Raw genomic sequence first — 19,679 nt, 5'->3', positions numbered from 1 at the left:
TCGTTCGTGTATAATTGAGCGGACATTCCGGCTCGCCGCATCCGCTTCCCTGTGGCGGGGCGACCGGAAGCTTGCCACCCCTGGCCTTGCCCATACCGGAGGCTCACATGCGCAGGCAACTCGCCTTGTTCGCGCTCGCTGCCCTGCTCCTCAGCACCGAATCCCTGGCCCTCACGCCGCCGCAGCAGCTTCAGTTGCTGCCGGGCGCGGACGAGCAGGTCCCCACGCTTCGCATCCTCGATCAGGCAACCGAGCGCCTCGAGCTGGAATTCGCGCTGCCGGCCCTCGAGTTCGCCGACGTCACCATCGATGGCCAGGCCTACCAGGCGCTGGCGATCCCCGGTGGCGGCCTCGCTGGCGAGGAGGGACAGGCCGCCCTTCCCACCTTCAGCCGCCTGGTTGCCGTCCCCGCCGGCTTGGGCGTCAGCGCGCGGGTGATCGCGAGCGAGGAGGCGGCCTTCGCGGGCTACCGCCCGCTGCCGATGCAGCCGGCCGACGCCACGTCGCCCGTCGTCGATCGCGCCTGGTACGCCGGCGCCGAGGTCGCCCGGCGGCCCTTGGTCGAGGTGAGCGAGCCGGCGATCCTGCACGGCCAGCGCGTAGTGGCCGTCTCGCTGAACCCGGTGCACTGGAGCCCGGCGACCGGAACGCTCAGCGTGACCAGCCGCGTCCAGGTCGAGCTCGACTTCAGCGGCAGCGACGAGCGGGCCATACCCCGACCGCGCACTGCGATTGCGGCCTCCTTCGATGCGCTCTTCCGCGACACGCTGCTCGGCTACCGCGCGGGCGACGCCCAGGTCGGCCCCGGCACCTATCTCGTGATCATCCGCAATGACGCCAGCATGCTGACCGCGATCGAGCCGCTGCTCGCCTGGCGCCGGCAGCAGGGCTACCGTGTCGTCGTCGAGACGAACGGCGCGAGCAGCAACGCGGTCATCAAGGCGAGCATCCAGACCCACTACAACAACGACGACCCGCCGCTCGAATTCGTGACGATCGTGGGCGATGCCACCGGCATCTACGGCGTTGCGACCAACCATGAGCCCTACTCCGGCTACGACGGCGAGGGCGACCACGATTACTCGCTGCTCGATGGCGGCGACTGGCTGCCGGACGTGCACATCGGGCGCCTTTCCTGCGACAGCCCGGCCAACCTGACGCAGATCGTGACGAAGATCCTCGGCTACGAACAGGCGCCGCCGACGGCGGACGCCGGCTGGTTCACCCGCGGCGTCTGCGTGGGCGACGCCAGCTCCTCGGGCATCACCTGCGTCTGGGCGAGCCAGTGGCTGGCCGACCAGCTGTGGGCGAACGGCTACACCAGCGTCAACGAGATCTACGGCGGCAACTTCGCCTCGCTGATGACCGCCGCCATCAACGCCGGCGCCACGGTGTTCGGGTACCGCGGCTACTGGAACATGAGCGGCCTCACCGAGAGCGCCATCCTCGGCACGGCGAACAGCGGGAAGCTGCCCTTTGCGGTGATTCCCACCTGCGACACGGGCTCCTTCGAGTCGGACGGCACCTGCCGCTCCGAGGCCTTCCTCAAGGACTCCAACGGCGGCGGCATCGGCGCCGTGGGCACGGCCACGCTCGGCACCCACACCCGCTACAACAACTGCTACTACCTGGGCACCTGGGAGGGCATGATCAACGGCTCCGACCACCGCCTCGGCAGCGGCCACACGCGGGGCAAGGTCGAGCTGTACAACAGCTTCATCAACTACGAGAACAACCCGATCTACATCTGGTCGACCTGGAACAGCCTGATGGGCGACCCGGCCACCGACATGTGGACGGCCTATCCCGGCACCCTGGCGGCGACCCATCCGGCGACCGTGCCGACGGGCGCGAACTCGATCGCGGTGCACGTGACCAGCGGCGGCAGCCCGGTGGCGGGCGCCCTGGTGGCGCTCTACAAGTCCGGCGAGCTGCGCTCGGTGGGCTACACGGACGGCACCGGCGACGCCAACCTCTTCATCGCGGGCGTCACCACCGGCACCGTCAACGTCACCGCGACGAAGCACAATTACGTGCCCTACCGGGGCACCCTGACCCTGGGCACGGTCGGCACGTATCTGGCCTTCAATGCCGTCACCATCGACGACGACGCGAGCGGCAGCAGCAGCGGCAACGGCGACCACATCGTCAATCCGAACGAGTCGATCGAGCTGCCGGTGGCCCTGCGCAACCTGGGCAGCACGGCCGCGAGCAGCGTCACGGCGACGATCAGCACGACCAGCGCCTACGCGACCGTGCTCGACGGCACGGAGACCTACGGCAACATCGCCGGCAACGCGACGGTCTGGAGCGCCGAGGACTTCGACGTGACGATCGCCGCCGGCGCGCCCGACGGCGAGACGATCGACTTCGACCTGACCGCGACCAGCGGGGCGAGCAGCTGGACCAGCCTCCTGCGCCTCTCGGTGACCAGCGCGGCCTTCAACTACCAGAGCTACACCTGGAGCGGCGGCGGCGGCACCCTGAGCCCGGGCGAGACGGGCAGCTTCAGCGTGACGCTGCAGAACGGGGGCGGCGTTGCCGCCGGTTCGGTGACCGCGACCCTCGACTGCGCGAGTCCCTGGATCACGATCACGGACGCCAGCGGCAGCTACGGCACGGTGGGCATCGGCGCCACGGCGACGAACACGGGCAACCCCTTCGCGCTCAGCGTCTCGCCCAATTGCTTCCAGGGCCACCTGGCGACCTTCACGCTGCGCCTGACCTTCGACGGCGGGCGCCAGGACACCGTCGAGTTCAACCTGCCTGTCGGCACCGGCACCAGCGACGATCCCCTCGGTCCCGATGTCTACGGTTACTACGCCTTCGACAACACGGACACCGGCTATCCCTGGGCGCCCGCCTACGCCTGGGTGGAGATCTCGGCCGTCGGCACCAGCGTCAACCTCACCGACGAAGGCTGGGAGGAGGACGACACCAACCTCGTCACCCTGCCCTTCACCTTCCGGTACTATGGCCAGGAATTCACGCAGGTCTCGATCTGCTCCAACGGCTGGATCGCCATGGGCAACACGGACATGGTGACCTACCGCAACTGGACGATCCCGGCGGCGGGCAACCCGGACGCCATGATCGCGGGCTTCTTCGACAACCTCTACGAGACGACGACGAACTACGTCCTCACCTGGTACGACGCGGACAACGGGCGCTTCGTCATCGAGTACAACAACCTCTACAACGACTACTCGAACTCACTGCAGAAGTTCGAGATCATCCTCTACGACCCGGCCGCACACCCGACGGCGACGGGCGACGGCGCCATCCTCATGCAGTACATGACGGTGAACAACACCGACGCCCGCGACGGCTATGCGACCGTGGGGATCACGAACCTCGACGGCACGGACGGCCTGCTCTACACCTACGCCGCCAACTACGCGCCGACCGCGGCGGCGCTGGCCAGCGGCCGGGCCATCCTCTTCCAGCCGATCGGCAGCCTCGCGCTCGGCACCCTGCAGGGCAACCTCACGAACAGCAGCAACGGCGGCAGCCCGGTAGGCGCGGTCGGCGTGCGGCTGCTCGAGACGAGCCAGACGCTGATCTCGGCCGCAGACGGCCACTACGCCGGCAGCGTGCCGGAGGGCGTCTACACTGCGCGCGTCGAGCACGAGAGCTTCCAGACGGTCACCGTCGGCAACGTGAACATCGTCGACGATCAGGTGACGAACCTCGACTTCCAGCTCACCGACATTCGCGGGCCCTACATCGAGAACGTCACCGTCCACGAGCACACCGAGGACACCGTCGGGCCCTACGTCGTCGACGCGAACATCTGGGACTTCTCGGCGATCGCCGAGATGCACTTCTACTACAAGATCAACGGCGGCGGCCTCTTCGAGGTGCCGCTGACGCTGATCGACGCCGGCACCCGCCTCTACCGCGCGGAGATCCCGGGCCTGCCGCTGAGCACGCAGATCAGCTACTGGCTCGAGGCGCGGGACGTCGTCAACAACCTCAGCCGCAATCCGGCCACTCCCGGCACCTACTACAACTTCTACATCGTGGAGAGCACGGTCGTCGCCCACCACACGATGGAGACGAACGAGGGCTGGACCGTCGGCCAGGGCGGCGACAACGCGGCGACGGGCATCTGGACGCGGGTCGACCCGATCGGCGTCTCCGCGGGCGGCACGCCGGTGCAGCCGGAGTACGACGTCAGCGATCCAGGCACCCAGTGCTACATCACCGGCAACGCGGAGACGGGCAGCCAGGGCGCGGACGACGTCGACGGCGGCCAGACCACGCTGCTCACGCCCTGGTTCGATCTCAGCGACATGCTGAGCGCGACGGTGAGCTACTGGTGCTGGTACACGAACGACACCGGGAGCAACCCGGACGAGGATCACTGGCTGGTCGAGATAACGGACGACGGCGTCAACTGGGTGCAGCTCGAGTACACGAACGTCAGCACGCATGCCTGGGTGCAGCGCAGCTTCAATATCGCCGACCACGTGGACCTCACGAGCACCGTGCGCCTGCGCTTCATCGCTTCGGACTTCGGCGGCGGCTCCGTCGTGGAGGCGGGCGTCGACGAGTTCAGCCTCAGTGGCTACTTGATGCCGGACCCGACCGCGGTGGACGAGAGCGCGGTGCCCGGCCGCCTGACCCTGCTGCAGAACGTGCCGAACCCCTTCAACCCGAAGACGGAGATCCGCTTCGGCCTGCCGGCGGCGGCCACCGCCGACCTGAAGGTGTACGACGCGACGGGACGCCTCGTGCGCACGCTGCTGAGGGGCGAGAGCCTCGGCGCGGGCTACCATCGCGTGAGCTGGGATGGCACGGACGAGCACGGCAAGGCGGCCAGCGCGGGCGTCTACTTCTACGTGCTCGAGGCGGGCGCCGAGCGCAGCAGCAACAAGATGCTGCTTCTCAAGTAGACTTCCCTGCGCTCTGCCGGCGTGCTAGCATCCTCAGCCGGACGGCCCCGCCGTCCGGCTTCTTCTTTGCCACCCGGATGCTTCTCGACCGGACCCTGCGGGAGGACTCCCCATGTCTCGCGGCCTCATCGCCCTCGCGCTCCTCGTCATGCTCACCCTCGGCGGCACCGGCTGCGAACAGCAGCGCGTGAAGGAATTCAAGGCCGCACAAGCGCTCCTGACCGAGAACCCCCAGGCGCTGGACGGCAGGTTCAACGCCCAGCTCACCCTGTGCCGCAGCATCGGCCGCAAGACGGGCCGCCCCATCGGCGCCGGCACTGAATTTGAAATGCGGGAGGAGAGCCAGGTCGGCGCTGTGCTGGAAGTGTCCGGCGTCGAGCCTGGCGAGGTGAACATGTTCCATCTCGTCTGGATCAAGCCGGGCGAGAAGGAGATCTTCCGCCGCTACGCCGAGGTGAAGGTCGAGCCCGCGGAGCAGGGCTACCGCGCGGTGATCCAGTGGAAGAAGTTCGAGGACCGCTTCTGGCTGCGCGAGGAGGTGCAGGAGAGCGAGACCCCGAGCTTCATGCTCTCGGGCACCCTGGACACCAGCCTGGACAAGCAGCGCGAGCCGGGCGAGTACCGCTATCGCGTCTACTTCAACCGCGAGCTGCTCTTCGACCAGCCCTTCACGCTCAAAGGCGCCTAGCGGACCCACTCCGAGCGCGGAGGTCCGTCATGGATCGGCAGCGCCCGCGGGTGCCGGTCCTCTCGCCGGCCGCCCTCGCCCTTCTCCTTTGTGGGGGGACCGCGCCCGCCGCGGCCGCGCTCTTCTTCCCGCCCGAGTACCTCAGCGTGCCCGGCGAGCAGGTGCTCGCCATGGTCGCCGCGGACTTCGATGGCGCGAACGGGCCCGATCTCGCGCTCGTCAGCTACCAGGCGGACAGCCTCACCGTGCTCCTGAACAACGGCCTCGGCGTCCTCGGCGCGCCCGCGAGCTACGCGACCGGCATCGGGCCTACGAGCCTCACCTGCGCCGATCTCAGCGGCGACGGCCTCCTCGACCTCGCTGTCGTGGGCTGGGACGACCGCCTCCGCCTCTTCCTCGGCCAGGGCGCCGGCCTCTTCGCGCCCGGCGCCGACTACCCCACGGGCGACAACCCCTGGAAGCTCGTCGCGGCGGACTTCAACGGCGACGGCCTGGCCGACCTCGCCTGCTCGAACCTGGGCGGCGCGCCGGGGCAGGTGAGCGTCTACATCAACCAGGGCGGCGGCGCCTTCAGCGTGGAGCAAGTGCCGACGCTCTCCGGCCAGCGCGGCCTGGCCGTCGGCGACTTCGAGGGCGACGGCGATCTCGATCTCGCGCTCGCGGTCTATGCCATGGACCAGCTCGCCCTGCACTTCGGCGACGGCAGCGGCCACTTCGGCCCGGCCGTGGCCCACGCGACGGCCGACAAGCCCTACGACATCGCGGCCAGCGACCTGGACGGCAACGGCCGGCCCGACCTCCTGCTCATCCACAAGGATGCCCAGCGCCAGATCTGGGCGCTGCCCGGCCTGGGCGGCGGGCTCTTCGGCACGCCGCTCGTCTGGAACGCGGACCGCGACATGGATCAGCTCCTGCTCGCCGACCTCGACGCCGACCGCGACCAGGACCTGCTCGTCACCTGCTCGGGCGCGGGGAGCGTCGGCGTGTTGCTCCGGCCCAATGACGGCGTCTGGGCGCCGCCCTTCTTCGAGGCGGGCGGCAGCGGCGCCTATGCCCCGGCCGCGGCAGACTTCGACAACGACGGCGACCTCGACCTCGCGGTCTCGAGCTACTGGACGAACCAGCTCGCCCGCCTGACGAACAGCACCTTCGTCACGCCCGTGGCGGTGGCCGACTTCGCCGCCGAGCCCGGCTCCGCGCAAGTTGCCCTGCGCTGGCTGGTCGAGAGCGGCGCGGAGCCCGCCTTCCGCGTGGAGGTGGCGCCGGCCGGCGGCGGCCTCACGCGCAGCCTCGAGGGTGAAGAGGTCAGCGGCGGCCGCTGGCGCGCGCTCGACGAGAGCCCGGCGCTGCTCGCCGGTGGCCGCTTCATCTACCGGCTCTTCGGTCGCGATCCGGGCGAAGATTGGCGCGAGCTGCGCAGTCTCGCGGTCGAGCTGCCCCCCACGCTCTCCACGCTGCTGCCGCCCTGGCCGAATCCGGCCTCGCCCGAGGCGCGGGTCACCTTCCTGCTCACCGCGCCGGGGCGGGTCAGTCTCACGATCTGCGATCCGCAGGGCCGGCGCCTGCGCGCGCTCACCGACGCCGTGCTGCCGGCCGGGCCGCAGGACTTCGTCTGGGATGGCCGGGACGAGGCCGGCCGCCCGCTCGCCAGCGGGGTCTACCTCGCCGTGCTGAAGACGGCCGGCTTCACGCAGAGCCGGCGCGTCGTGTTGATTCGCTGAGGGGCCGCGACCCTATTTGACCAGCGACAGCTTGCGGGTCACCACCTCCTCGGCCTGCTCCAGGCGCGCGAAGTAGATGCCGCTGGCGGCCGAGCGACCCTGGCAGTCTCGGCCGTCCCATTTGGCACTATGCCAGCCGGCCGGCAGGCTCGCGTCGAGCAGCGTCGCCACGAGCTCGCCCCGCACGTCGTAGACCCGCAGCCGAACCCGACCCGCCTGTGGCAGGGCGAAGGCCAGCGCCGTCGTCGGGTTGAAGGGATTCGGCACCGCCCCGGCCAGCGTGAGCCGCGCCGGCAGGGCCGGCTCATCGCCGGGCAGGCTGGTCAACGGATGGGGCCAGAAGATGGCGCCGTCCACCCAGAGCGTGAAGCCGAAGTCCCAGGTGTCGGCGTGCAACTCGACGGCGTGGATGTCGGCGAGAGACACCGAGCCCGCATCCGTGCGCAGCCACTCGGCGCTGCCCGCCAGCGGCACGTGGCACTCGATCCACTGCCCGATCGCTCCGTTCAGCAGGTCGGCCGCCGGCGTGTAGGTGATGGATCCGTCGGCACCGACCAGGCGGATCCGCGGGTTCTCGCCCTGGAAGCCGTGCGGGTTCTGCGCGTAGAGGTGCAGGCGCAGTTCCTCGGCGCTGGACAGGTCCCACTGCGCCAGATGATCGCCGGGGTAGCGCAGGTAGGTGTCGAAGCCGCCGGTGGTCTCCATACGGATCGACGCCGCCCCCACCTGCTTCAGCTCCGTGTCATCGTAGGCGAATGCCGTGGCGCCATCGGCCCAGGCGGCCCAGGACCCGGCGTTCAACTCAGCCATGTCCATGGGCCAGATCGTCTCGATCTCGCCGCCGAGATAGAGCTGGCGCTCGAAGGTGGCCGTCTCGGTCTGGCCCTGCCAGTAGGCGACGTTCACCTCCGTGATGTCGAGCCAGCAGTAGTCCGAGTAGCCCGCGTGGGTCACCTTGATCAGGAGCACGCCGTTCGTGCCGACCACGGCCACGTAGCCAAAGGGATTGTCATGGAGGGCGTCGCCCGTGCCGATGGGCGGCACGAGACCCTCGTCGATGTCCACGTTGGGCAAGGTCCAGTAGCCCCCCGCATCGGTCGTGCCCTGCGCCTTCACCTGGTTGGTGATGACCTTGCCCAGGCCGGGCCGCTCTACCATCTGGTAGACGGTCACCTCGGCGCCGGCCAAGGGCGCGCCGTCCACGCCGCGCAGGTGCAGGCGGACGAAGGCGGGCAGTGCGTAGAGGTACTGGCCGTAGTAGCCGTGGGCCGCGTCCTGCCAGTGCGCCATCGCCAGTGCGCTGTGATCCGAATAGAAGGGCGAGCAGCCGTGCATCATGCAGGGCACGGCCGTGTAGCCGGTGCCGCTCACCTGATTCGCCTCGCCCGGGACGTCGAGCTGATAGAGATCGATCAGGCCGAGCTGGTGGCTCAGCTCGTGGATGAGGCCGAAGTCGATATCCTGGGTCGCATCGTAGTAGCCCGAGAGCCGGAAACTGCCCTCGCCGGCGCGGCAGCGGAAGGGGAAGATCCCGAAGGGGAGCCGATCGATCCCGGGATCGGGCGCCGCGTCGTCCAGCACCGCCAGCACGTCGTAGTGGACGCGCTTGGGCGAGTTCTGCTCGGCGAACATCGCGTTCATGCGGGCGGCGTGGCGGTTCAGCCAGTCGATGAAGTCGTCGGTAGCGGCCTCCGGGTAGGCAACCGTCTCCTCGCGGAACTCCTCCATCCGTGTGCGGTCGATGAAGGTCAGAAGGGGTACACTGCGCAGCCAGGCCGTGAGGTCGTTGTTCTCCGGCCGGTCGTCCGCGATGTCCAGGTGAATGGCGACCTCGTCGCTCTGATCGTTGGCGAAGAGGCCGAGCACGATCTGGATCGTGTCGCCGGGGGCCATCGCCACCGTGCGCACGTCGGTCTGCGCGTAGGCGCCGTTGGTGGTCCAGATGGCGGTGAGCGTGCCGGTCACGGGGTTGGTGCCCCGGTTGCGGACGGTCGCCGTCATTTCGAGCGGGTCGCCCCACTCGGGCCAGCGCGGCGTCTCGGCGGTCTGCCCGTTGCCCAGGCCGGTGGCGGCGGAGAAGACGTAGGGACCGAAACCGTTGGGCTCGGTGATCTCATAGCCCGTGTAGAGCGCATCGTAGCGCGGGAAGCGCGGCGTGCGCGCAAGACAGACCACCTGGAGGTCGGTCTCATTGCGCGGCGTGCGGGGGCCGACCGCGGCCACGCCCGTCTCCTCACCGCCGGAGTTGCTCACCGTAGTCACCGCGAAGTAGTAGGAGACGCCGTTGAGCGCCGTGTCGTCGAGGTATTCGCTCTGTGAGAGCGTGAGCAAGGTGGCGATGGGCGTCAGGCCGGCCACCGAGCCGAAGGGCGCTTCCGCGCGGTAGATCGCGTAGTGGGAGAAGACGCCTGCCGGATCCGCGATCGGCTCCCAACAGACCTGCACGCTCTGGTTCAGCGCGAAGGCGGCCTGATCCGCGGGGGGCGGGAGCACGGCCTGCGCGCCGGCGCTGAGATCCATGGCGCAGAAGAGGTTCTCCACCTCGCCGCTCGGCTGGCCGCCGCTGCCGTTGGGTCGCGACCAGACCGTGCGCAAGGGCAAGTAGAGCCGGCCTTCGTCGTCCATCGTAGCGCTGGCGAAGGCATTGCCGCTCGGGTCCACGGCCAGGATGTCGAGCAGCGTGGCGTGGTCGCCCTCGTCCAGCAGGGCGAAGTAGGCATCGCCCTCGTTGTTGCCCACGATGACGACGCCGTTGGCCGTCACGATCGGCGAGGCCGACAAGCGCTCCGCGCCGGCACTGCCGGTGGCGTAGGTCCACTTGAGCGCGCCGCTGGCGGTGTCGATGGCGTAGAGCTTCCCGTTGCCCGCCAGGCCGATGGTCTGGAAGTAGTAGCTGGCAGCATCCTGGCTGAGGCAACCGGCCGACTGGGCGCGCTCGTCCGCGCCGGTGAGGTGGTCGTAGCAGAGCAGGCCGGCGTCGCCCCACAGAGGCGCACCGTCCTTGTCCAGGCCGATGATCCAGACGCTGTCGAAGCCGCCGCCGACGTAGATGTGTCCCGTCGCGGGGTCGATGGTCGCCGTGGCATCGATCGGGGCAGTGCTCACCCGCCACAGCTCGGCGCCCGTGTCGCCGTTGAAGCAGACAACCTCGCCACTGCGGCAGCCGACGATGACCTTGAGCACGGCACCGTCGCGGTAGAGCGCCGCATCGGCGTGGCCGGTCTCGGCCGGCGTCGCGGCGGCCCAGGCTTCGGCGATGGCGACGCCGTCATCGATCCCCGCGTAGGGCCGGTCCACCCAGCTGTGGAGAAAGATTCGCCCATCCGGCGCCAGCGTCGGCGAGTCCATGCCCAGATGTTCCGGCCAGGGATCGGCGCCGTTGTGCCGGTAGAGCGCGGGGCCCGTGGCGGCCGCGAAGCCCATCAGCGGGTGGTCGGTGGCGTCGTTCGTGACGTAGACCGTCGCGCCGTCCGGCGAGAAGGCCGGGCTCCGCTCGCCGATGCTCTCGCCGCCATCCGGATTGCCCGCCCAGAAGGTGGCCCCCGTGCGCCGATCCATGCCCTGGACACCCTTCGGCCAGTGGTAGCCGCCCACTACCAGGTCGGCGCCCCCCGGGCCCGCGGCGTCGGCAAAGACCATGGACGCGCTGCTGAGGCCGCCCTCGCCCGGGGAGCCGGGCGTCGGCGTCTGCCAGGCGAAGACGTCGAAGAAGGAGCTGTTCAAACGCTCGGCCGGCACGGCGTAGTCGGCCCGGCCCGTGTGCCACATGTCGCGTTGGAGCATCTGCCAGCCGGAGAAGGCGGGCGCACCCGCCACGAAGCGGAGCTCGTCAAGCCAGAGGGTGAAGCCACACTCCCAGGTGTCGGCATGGAGTTCGAGCCAGGCGATGTGGGTGAGATCGGGGTTGCCGCTCTCCGTGCGCGTCCAGGCGGCGCTGCCGGCCAGCGGGATCGCCAGAGGCAGCCAGCTCGCCTGGGCGCCACCCAGGATCTCGTCCGTCGCATGGAGCTCGATGTAGTCGGCGTCCGCCGTGTGGAGGCGCAGCCAGGGGGACAGGTGCTGAAAGCCCGAGTTGGGGTTGTCGGCCCGCACCGCCAGCGCGATTTCCTCCAGGCCGGAGAGATCCCAATCGGCGTTGCGCGCGAGGGGCGTCCACAGCTGAGTATCGAAGCAGCCGTCGGTATCGAAGCGCAGGGAGCTGGCGCCGACGAGGACTTCCTCGCCATCGTTGGCGACAGTGGCCGTGCCATCGTCCGCGCTCGCGCCCCAGAGCGGCGCGGCGTTTTCGGTGAGGGCGTCGGCCGCGGGCAGGAGCGCCGCGCCGGCGTGCGTGGCCCGCAGCGACACGTTATCGAAGACCGCCGTGTCGTCGGAAGCGTTGATCTCGTCCCAAGGCGTGCAGGCGATGCCGGCCTCGATCAGCTCGGCCAGCTGGCCGCGCAGCCAGATGCCGCCGTCGTCGCTGCGCGGCAGGGCCCAGGCGCTGAGATCCTGGGTTTCGCCGTCCACTGTGACCGAGACGTAGGTATCAGCCCCCTGATCGATGCTCAGGCGGAGATGGTGCCAAGCATTCCAGGCGAGCTGGCCACCCACGGCGAGTGGGATGTCCACGTTGTTGTCACTGCCGTTGAAGCTGTAGAGCACCAAGTTGACACCGGTCTCGGACTTGGGCAGGCCGTTGCCGCCGGCGAAGATCGCCTCGAGGATCACGAAGCCGGGGTGCGGGCCGCCGCGCACGCTCAGCGACGCGGTGAAGGGGTTGGTCGTCGCGAGCGCGCTGCTCGCGAAGTAGGCGTCCAACTCGAGCGTGACCAGGGGTTCCGCCGCGAGATCCGGCGGGACGAGCCGCCGCTGGTCGACTACGCGGCTCCCGGCTGGATTCGAGTGCGGCGAGTACTGGCGCAGCGCGGCCCCGCCATTGCCGATGCCGCTTTGAAGTTCGCCGACGCCGGCTCCCGGATGCTCGACCGCGAACCAGCCGTCCTGACCCGGGTCCCCGGGCTCGGGCAGCGTCGGCCCGAGCGCCAGGCCATCGAAGTCGCTTTGGTAGACGACGAAGGCCGGCAGCGAGCCGGCAGTCAGCAGCAAGCCGGCAAGCGCCAGTGCGCAGGACAGGCAGGTCATTCCTCTTCTAGACATCACTGCCTCCCAAAATGAGTGGTCATTGGCCAACGACAGCGGGTGCTGGGTCGCTGGCAGAGAGCATGGCAGGAGGCCGTTACGCGCGAGTTACTGGGCGAGGGGACCCTCAGGCTCCCTGGCCGACGCGGGGCTGCGCGGCGCCTCCGCTGATGCCCGCGATGGCTGCGCTCACCGCCGCTGAGGCCTTGAGCCAGCGCACCCGGCATCCCGCGTGCGCGGCCGGCCACTCGACGAAGAGGCTGCGGGCGGCTTCGGGATCGAGGGCGGGCACGCCCCGGAAATCCAGCCAGATCTCGCGATAGCGCTCGAGGTGCGCAAGCAGCCGCTCGGCCTGCGCGCGCCCGGCGATGCCGGCCGTCGCGCCGGGGAGCAGTTCCACCGGGACGCGAGTGCGCGAGAAGTCCCCGCCCCCGGGGGCGCGGTGCTCGGCGCGCACGGCTTCCAGCGCGCGGCCCGCGAGCAGGGGCAGCGCAAGCTCCAGCGAAGTGCCCGGGCGCGCCGGCGCCTCGCTGAGTGCCCAGCCCTCGCGGGCGGGCCGCCGCTCCAGGCGCAGGCCGTTGGCGGTGAGCGCGAAGGCCCCCGCCGCCCGCGCGGCAAGCAAGAGACTCGTGCCGGCGCCGCCCTTCGCCAGCTCCAGCGGCGCCTGATCGGGGTCGTCCATGCCCAGGTCTTCGGCGAGCTTGCGGAAGAGGCCGCGGCCGTCGTCGCGCAGGAGCAGCTCGAGCTGCGCGCTCCGGCGGGCGACGGAGAGGAGCAGGGCCTGGCCGCCCGAGTGCTGCGCCGCATTGGCGATCAGGGCGAGCACGGTGTAGCGCAGGGTCGCGAGGCAGGGCTCGGGCAGGGGGCCCAGGCGCGGCGCCAGCAGCTCGCTCCAGACCTGCTCAGGATCCGGTTGCATCGCGAGCGGCAAGTTGAAGCGGCGTTGCTGGCTAGGCCGCGCGCCATAGCGCCGGGCCCGCGTGCGGCCGGCTGCCTCTAGCAGACCCTCGGCCTCCAGGGCCTGCAGATGGGCGTGAGCGCTCTGCCGGGTGATCCCGAAGTGCTCCTGCACCTGTCGGCAAAGACCTGCCGGATCCCGCTCCGCCTGTTCGAGGACGAACTGGCGGATTCGCTCGCTGCGCGCGCGTGGCATGGCCGCTTTGTAAGCGCACCTGCCCGCCCGGTCAAGTCAATTGTCAGGAATTGCCGGTGTGGCTTCCTGAACGGCAAAGATGAAGCGGGAATCCCCGGCAAGTGAGCCTCCGATTGTCAGTTTATCGGCCCCGAGTGGCCAGGACTCCCGCAGGCTCAGCCCAGAGTCCTCCATCATTGTCAGGATTCGCAAGCCGGCCGGTGGCGAGTCGGCCAGCTCCCGGTTGAAGCCGTCCCTCGGCACCCAGATGGGAAGCCGGGTGCCCAGGCCCAGGGTGGCGGCTTCGGGGCCGATCAGCCCCAGGCAGGGACTGCCGTCCGCGAGCGGCGCGGCCAGGCGGGCGGGGGCATCGCGAAGGGTGAAGCTCGGCCGCAGGGCGCCGGCCGCGAGCAGCGCGAGCGCGAGCACGGGGACCAGCCAAGGCAGGCCCGCCCGCCAGCGCTCGAGGCGCAGCGCGGGCAGAAGGCCCACCCGGGCGAGGGCCAGCCAGAGCAGCGCGAGCGACGCCAGCCCCCAGGCGATGGCCCAGGCGCCCCCCATCGAGTCCCAGAGCGGCCGGGCGCTGTAGCGGCCGAAGGCCTGGGCCAGGCCCGCCCAGACGAGGAAGTCGAAGTGCTCGAGGCAGACGATCAACCAGCCGACGAGCAGCCCGACGACCAGCGCCATCGGCGCCCGGAGCGGCCGCCGCGCGAGCCAAAGCAGCGAGAGCCCGAGCGTCACGATGAAGAGCAGCGCGGCGAGGGCGCGCAGGCGCTCGTCCGGGATGGGCGCGCCCTGGAGGTTGCGCAGGCGCCCGAACCAGAGGGCGAGCCGCCCGGGCAGCACGAAGGCGATGACGAAGGCCGCCGCGAGCAGGCCCGAGAGGTCGATGCGGCCGACGAAGCGCCGCGGGAGCGCCTCGCCCGTCGCCAGGGCGCGCCAGCCGCGGGCGCCCAGCAGGGCCAGCGCGGGCAGGAAGACGAGGAAGCGCCGGTCGGCCGGGTTGCCGAGCAGCGCCTGCAGCAGACCGCCGAAGCTCAGGATCAGCAGGGCCTGGCTGGCCGGGCCGCGGCCCAGCCAGTTCAGGCCAAGCACCCATGCCCCCACGCCGGCCAGCACCAGCAGCGGCGCCACCTGATAGAGGAAGGGCGCCGGGAAGGGGAAGTAGGCCAGGTTCGCGAGCAGGTCCACGGGCGTCGCCGGCAGGTTCTCGCCGCGGTAGAGCCGCTCGAGCGCCGCCAGCTCGGCCGGGTAGCGCAGCCCGAGGCTGAGGCGCAGGAGTCCCCAGGCCAGAAACGCGGCGAAGACGAAGTGCAACGCCGTGCGCCAGCGCGCCCAGGGCGTGGGCGCGAGGAGCGTCCCCCCGCCCGCCGGGAAGGCGATCAGCGGCTGGGCCTGGCGGAAGGCGATCCAGGCCAGGGGCGGCAGCACGACGGCGACGCTCAGCTTGGCCGAGAGGCCGATCCCGGCGCAGAGGCCGGCCAGCGCGGGCCGCCAGAAGCCGCTGCGCTGGATGCCGCCGAGCAGCCACCATGCGGCGGTGATCCCGAGCGTGGCCAGCGCCTCGGGCATCGCCAGCCGCGCGTGGAACACGAAGGGCAGGCTGCTCGCGAGGAGCAGCGGGGCGAGCAGCTCGTCGCGGGCGCGCTCGCGCCGGGCGATCAGCGCCACGAGCAGCAGGGTGAGCAGCGAGGCGATGGCCACGGGCGCGCGGGCAGTCCAGAGCGAGACGCCGCCGAGGGCGAAGGCCGCCCGCCAGGCCCAGCTCGAGGCCGGCACGGCGAGACCCTGGTTGTAGGCATCCGTCACCCACTGGCCGAAGAGCGTGCGGTCGCGGGCCTCGGCGGTCCACCAGCCCTCGTCGGTGATGAAGTCGCGCCACACCAGGCGCGAGGGGTCGGCGTCCAGGTGGGGCAGGATGAGCGCGGTGGCGAGGGCGAGCAGCAACCAGGCGAGACGGCGAGCCATGCCTGGGTTGTAGGCCCTTCGCCTGTTCCCGACAAGCGAGAATGGCCGCCCTGCTGCGGGAGGCCCTGCTGCGCTTCTGCGACCGCCTGTGAAGCGGCGGGAGCGGGAGCGCAACAGGGCCTACCGAAACAAGACGAGTCGTGCTAGTTTGTCGGGGTTCCGCGGCAAACGCCAACCTGCGAGGCATGCGATGAGTGGACTGCGCGACCAGCTCTGGTCCTCGGTCGGCAAGAAGCTGCTGACGGGGATCACGGGCTTCCTGCTCATAGGCTATATCGTCCTCCATCTGCTGGGGAACCTGACCCTCCTGATCGGGCCCCAGGCCTTCAACGCCTACGCGCACTTCCTCGAGGGCCTGGCCTTCGGCAAGTTCGTCTACGTGTTCGAGGTGGGGCTGCTGATCGTGCTCTTCGTGCACATCGCGGCCACGGTGACGGTTGCGGTCGCCGACAAGACGAAGGCGCGCCCGGTGCCCTACCAAAAGCGCGAGGACGCGGGCTTCACCAGCCGCATGACGCTTTCCTCGAAGTCGATGATCTACACGGGCGTGCTGCTCGCGGTCTTCATCATTTGGCACGTGAAGAGCTTCAAGTTCGGCGGCGCCCAGCACATCCCCGACGGGCACGGCGGCGAGATCAAGGACCTCTACAGCGTCGTCGCCGCCGCCTTCGCGCAGCCGCTCATCGTGGGCATCTACGTGGCGATGATGGTGCTGCTCGGCCTGCACCTGCGCCACGGCTTCTGGAGCGCCTTCCAGAGCCTGGGCTGGACGCGCAAGTCCACGCTGCCCGCGCTCGACACCCTGGCCACGGTCTTCGCGGTGGTGATGGCCTTCGGCTACCTCGTCATCCCGATCGTCATGTTCTTCGGCGGTGGCGACACGGGCGGCCTGCACGCGGGAGGTGGGCGATGAGCACGGGGCTGAACGCAAAGATCCCGACCGGCCCTCTGGCGGCGAAGTGGGAGCGGCACAAGCAAGACAACCCGCTCGTCGCGCCCGCGAATCGGCGCAAGTACTCGGTGATCGTGGTCGGCACCGGCCTGGCCGGCGGCGGCGCCGCAGCGACGCTGGGCGAGCTGGGCTACAACGTGCTGAACTTCTGCATCCAGGACACGCCGCGCCGCGCGCACAGCGTGGCCGCCCAGGGCGGCATCAACGCCGCGAAGAACTACCAGGGCGACGGCGACAGCATCTACCGCCTCTTCTACGACACGATCAAGGGCGGCGACTACCGCTCGCGCGAGGCGAACGTGTATCGCCTGGCCGAGCTGTCGACGGCGATCATCGACCAGTGCGTGGCCGCCGGCGTGCCCTTCGCGCGCGAATACGGCGGCACGCTCGCCAACCGCAGCTTCGGTGGCGTGCAGGTGAGCCGCACCTTCTACGCGCGCGGCGTGACCGGCCAGCAGCTCCTGCTCGGCGTCTACAGCGCGCTGATGCGCCAGGTCGCGGCCGGCACGGTGAAGCTGATCCATCGCTACGAGATGGTCGACCTTGTTGTCGCGGGCGGCCGGGCGCGCGGCATCATCGCCCGCGACCTGGTGACCGGCGCGCTCAAGCGCTTCGCCGCGGACGCGGTGGTCGTCGCCACGGGCGGCTACTCGCCGGTCTACTACCTGAGCACCAACGCCGTGAACTGCAACGGCACGGCGATCTGGGCCTGCCACAAGCGGGGCGCGGTCTTCGCGAACCCCTGCTTCACGCAGATCCACCCGACGGCGATCCCGCAGGCCGGCGAGTACCAGAGCAAGCTGACCCTGATGAGCGAGAGCCTGCGCAACGACGGCCGGGTCTGGGTGCCGCTCAAACCAGGAGATCCGCGAGGGCCGAATGAGATTCCTGAGGCCGAGCGCGACTACTTCCTCGAGCGCCGCTATCCCGCCTTCGGCAACCTAGTGCCGCGGGACATCGCGAGCCGCGCGGCGAAGACGGTCTGCGATGCGGGCCAGGGCGTTGGCCCCAGCGGCTACGGCGTCTACCTCGACTTCGCCGAGGCGATCCAGCGCCTGGGCAAGGGCGTCGTGACCGACCGCTACGGCAACCTCTTCGCGATGTACGAGGAGATCACGGCCGAGGACCCCTACCACGTGCCGATGCGCATCTACCCCGCGCCGCACTACACGATGGGCGGGCTCTGGGTGGACTACAACCTCGAGAGCACGATCCCCGGCCTCTTCGTGGGCGGCGAGGCGAACTTCAGCGACCACGGCGCGAATCGCCTGGGCGCCAGCGCGCTGATGCAGGGCCTGGCCGACGGCTACTTCATCCTGCCGCGCACGGTGGCCAACTTCCTCGCCGGCGTGAAGCCGGGTGAGGTGAAGACCGAGGCCGACGCCTTCGGCGCCGTCGAGGCCGAGGTCGAGGGGCGCTTCAAGAGGCTGCTCGCGATCAAGGGCAAGCAGAGCGTGCGCGAACTGCACACGAGTCTCGGCAAGGTGATGATGAAGGAGGTCGGCATGAGCCGCAACGCGGCCGGCCTCGAGCAGGCGATCGCCGAGATCGGCAAGCTGAAGCAGGCCTTCTGGAACGACCTGCGCGTGCCGGGCGACGCGCTCGAGCTGAACAAGAACCTCGAGCAGGCCAATCGCCTGGCCGACTTCCTCGAGCTGGGCGAGCTGATGGCCCGCGACGCCTTGATGCGCGAGGAGAGCTGCGGCGGCCACCTGCGCGACGAGCACGTCACGCCCGAGGGCGAGGCCAGGCGCGACGACGAGAACTTCATGTTCGTCGCCGCCTGGCAGTGGCAGGGCGAGGGCAAGGCGCACACGATGATCAAGGAGCCCCTGGTGTACGAGGAGCTCGAGGTCAAGACCCGGAGCTACAAGTAGACGGAGGCGCACCGATGAACGAGGCGAAGACGCTGCACCTGAGAATCTGGCGGCAGGAAGGCCCGAGCGCCCGCGGGGGCCTGGTGGACTACACGCTCGGGGGCGTGCTGCCCGAGATGTCGCTCCTGGAGATGCTCGACCTGCTCAACGAGCAGATCATCGCCGAGGGCGGTCGCCCGCTCGAGTTCGACAGCGACTGCCGCGAGGGCATCTGCGGCATGTGCGGTCTGAACGTCCAGGGCGTGGCGCACGGGCCCAGAGGCGCCACCACCACCTGCGAGCTGCGCATGCGCCACTTCGCCGACGGCGAAACGGTGACGATCGAGCCCTTCCGCGCGCGCGGCTTCCCGGTGATCCGCGACCTCATCGTCGACCGCAGCGCCTTCGACCGCATCATGGCCGCCGGCGGCTACACGAGCAGCAACGTCGGCTCGGCGCCGGACGGCAACGCGATCCTGATCCCGAAGACCGCCGCCGACAAGGCGATGGACGCGGCCATCTGCATCGGCTGCGGCGCCTGCGTCGCGGCCTGCCCGAACGCCAGCGCCTCGCTCTTCGTCAGCGCGAAGGTCGCCCAGTTCGCCTACCTGCCGCAGGGCCAGGCCGAGCGCGCTCGGCGCGCCCTGGCCATGGTCGAGCAGATGGACGCCGAGGGCTTCGGCGCCTGCTCGAACCACGGCGAGTGCGAGGCGGTCTGCCCCAAGCAGATCTCAATCGCACACATAGGGATAATCCGGCGCGAGTTCATCAAGGCGATGTTCAAGGGCAAGCCGGCCGTCGTCGCGGACGCCGCCGGCTAGCAGCCAGTGGCGGACGGCTGGATCCAGACCCACGGCGGGCGCCAGTTCTGGCCGCTGGCGCCGCGCGCCGATGACATCGCCATCGCGGATATCGCGCACTCGCTCAGCTTGCTCTGCCGTTTCAACGGCCACTGCCGCGAGTTCTACTCGGTGGCCGAGCACTCGCTGCGCGTCTCGCGGATCTGCCCGCCCGAGCAGGGTCTCTGGGGACTCCTGCACGACGCGGCCGAGGCCTACTTCGGCGACATCCCCCGCCCGGTGAAGGAGCAGTTCCCGGCCATCGCCGCGATGGAGGAGCGCCTGCTGCGCGCGGCGGCCGAGCGCTTCGCGCTGCCTTGGCCGCTGCCCGCCGCGGTGCGCGCGGCCGACGAGGTGCTTCTCGCCACCGAAGCGCGCGACCTGATGGGCGAGCCGCCCGCCGACTGGCGGCTGGACGCGGCGCCGCTCGCCGAGCGCATCGCGCCGCTCGCGCCCGCGGCCGCCGAGGCGGCCTTCCTCGCCTGCTTTGCCGAACTGAAAAAA

The 19,679-nt window shown here is 70.1% G+C and carries 10 protein-coding genes; 7 read left to right on the top strand and 3 right to left on the bottom strand.

The window, feature by feature from the left end:
- Positions 1-107 precede the first annotated feature (107 nt).
- From FJ251_03530 to FJ251_03520, 3 genes are all read left to right on the top strand, one after another.
- Complete coding sequence (locus tag FJ251_03530; GenBank protein ID MBM4116801.1) at positions 108-4,898, top strand: hypothetical protein; 4,791 nt, start codon at positions 108-110, stop codon at positions 4,896-4,898.
- Between the two features lie 112 nt (positions 4,899-5,010).
- A complete protein-coding gene (locus FJ251_03525) occupies positions 5,011-5,586 on the top strand; it encodes a hypothetical protein (GenBank protein MBM4116800.1) in 576 nt (191 codons plus the stop codon).
- Between the two features lie 29 nt (positions 5,587-5,615).
- Positions 5,616-7,307: a hypothetical protein gene (locus tag FJ251_03520; GenBank protein ID MBM4116799.1), complete on the top strand. Its 1,692-nt coding sequence runs from the start codon at positions 5,616-5,618 to the stop codon at positions 7,305-7,307.
- A gap of 12 nt (positions 7,308-7,319) precedes the next feature.
- Here the strand turns inward: FJ251_03520 and FJ251_03515 are convergent, their stop codons facing one another.
- The 3 genes from FJ251_03515 to FJ251_03505 form a co-directional block, all read right to left on the bottom strand.
- A complete protein-coding gene (locus FJ251_03515; GenBank protein MBM4116798.1) occupies positions 7,320-12,446 on the bottom strand; it encodes a hypothetical protein in 5,127 nt (1,708 codons plus the stop codon).
- A 109-nt stretch (positions 12,447-12,555) separates the two neighbouring features.
- Entirely contained in the window at positions 12,556-13,581 is a 1,026-nt protein-coding gene (locus tag FJ251_03510) for a hypothetical protein (protein ID MBM4116797.1), read from the bottom strand.
- Between the two features lie 36 nt (positions 13,582-13,617).
- Positions 13,618-15,528: a hypothetical protein gene (locus tag FJ251_03505; protein ID MBM4116796.1), complete on the bottom strand. Its 1,911-nt coding sequence runs from the start codon at positions 15,526-15,528 to the stop codon at positions 13,618-13,620.
- 190 nt (positions 15,529-15,718) lie between these two features.
- Between FJ251_03505 and FJ251_03500 the strand changes: the two genes are divergently transcribed.
- The 4 genes from FJ251_03500 to FJ251_03485 all read left to right on the top strand — a co-directional run.
- Positions 15,719-16,441, top strand: a complete 723-nt coding sequence (locus FJ251_03500) for a succinate dehydrogenase cytochrome b subunit (protein MBM4116795.1) — start codon at positions 15,719-15,721, stop codon at positions 16,439-16,441.
- Entirely contained in the window at positions 16,438-18,357 is a 1,920-nt protein-coding gene (locus tag FJ251_03495; protein ID MBM4116794.1) for a fumarate reductase/succinate dehydrogenase flavoprotein subunit, read from the top strand. Before FJ251_03500 ends, FJ251_03495 begins: the two co-directional genes overlap by 4 nt.
- Positions 18,358-18,371: 14 nt before the next feature.
- On the top strand, positions 18,372-19,157 hold the full coding sequence (locus FJ251_03490; protein ID MBM4116793.1) for a succinate dehydrogenase/fumarate reductase iron-sulfur subunit: 786 nt from the start codon (positions 18,372-18,374) through the stop codon (positions 19,155-19,157).
- A gap of 6 nt (positions 19,158-19,163) precedes the next feature.
- Positions 19,164-19,679, top strand: a 516-nt coding sequence (locus FJ251_03485) for a phosphohydrolase (protein MBM4116792.1), incomplete at its 3' end; no start/stop codon positions are given.

The organism is bacterium, assembly GCA_016873475.1.
In the GTDB taxonomy this organism is placed as follows: Bacteria; Krumholzibacteriota; Krumholzibacteriia; order JACNKJ01; family JACNKJ01; genus VGXI01.
The sequence above is the reverse complement of the archived record's forward strand: the minus strand, read 5'-3'. Positions and strand labels throughout refer to the sequence as shown.

Bases quoted from the DNA above. Each gene is read 5' to 3' on its own strand.
- FJ251_03530 (MBM4116801.1), top strand. From the start codon at position 108: ATGCGCAGGCAACTCGCCTTGTTCGCGCTCGCTGCCCTGCTCCTCAGC.
- FJ251_03525 (MBM4116800.1), top strand. From the start codon at position 5,011: ATGTCTCGCGGCCTCATCGCCCTCGCGCTCCTCGTCATGCTCACCCTC.
- FJ251_03520 (MBM4116799.1), top strand. From the start codon at position 5,616: ATGGATCGGCAGCGCCCGCGGGTGCCGGTCCTCTCGCCGGCCGCCCTC.
- FJ251_03515 (MBM4116798.1), bottom strand. From the start codon at position 12,446: ATGTCTAGAAGAGGAATGACCTGCCTGTCCTGCGCACTGGCGCTTGCC.
- FJ251_03510 (MBM4116797.1), bottom strand. From the start codon at position 13,581: ATGCCACGCGCGCGCAGCGAGCGAATCCGCCAGTTCGTCCTCGAACAG.
- FJ251_03505 (MBM4116796.1), bottom strand. From the start codon at position 15,528: ATGGCTCGCCGTCTCGCCTGGTTGCTGCTCGCCCTCGCCACCGCGCTC.
- FJ251_03500 (MBM4116795.1), top strand. From the start codon at position 15,719: ATGAGTGGACTGCGCGACCAGCTCTGGTCCTCGGTCGGCAAGAAGCTG.
- FJ251_03495 (MBM4116794.1), top strand. From the start codon at position 16,438: ATGAGCACGGGGCTGAACGCAAAGATCCCGACCGGCCCTCTGGCGGCG.
- FJ251_03490 (MBM4116793.1), top strand. From the start codon at position 18,372: ATGAACGAGGCGAAGACGCTGCACCTGAGAATCTGGCGGCAGGAAGGC.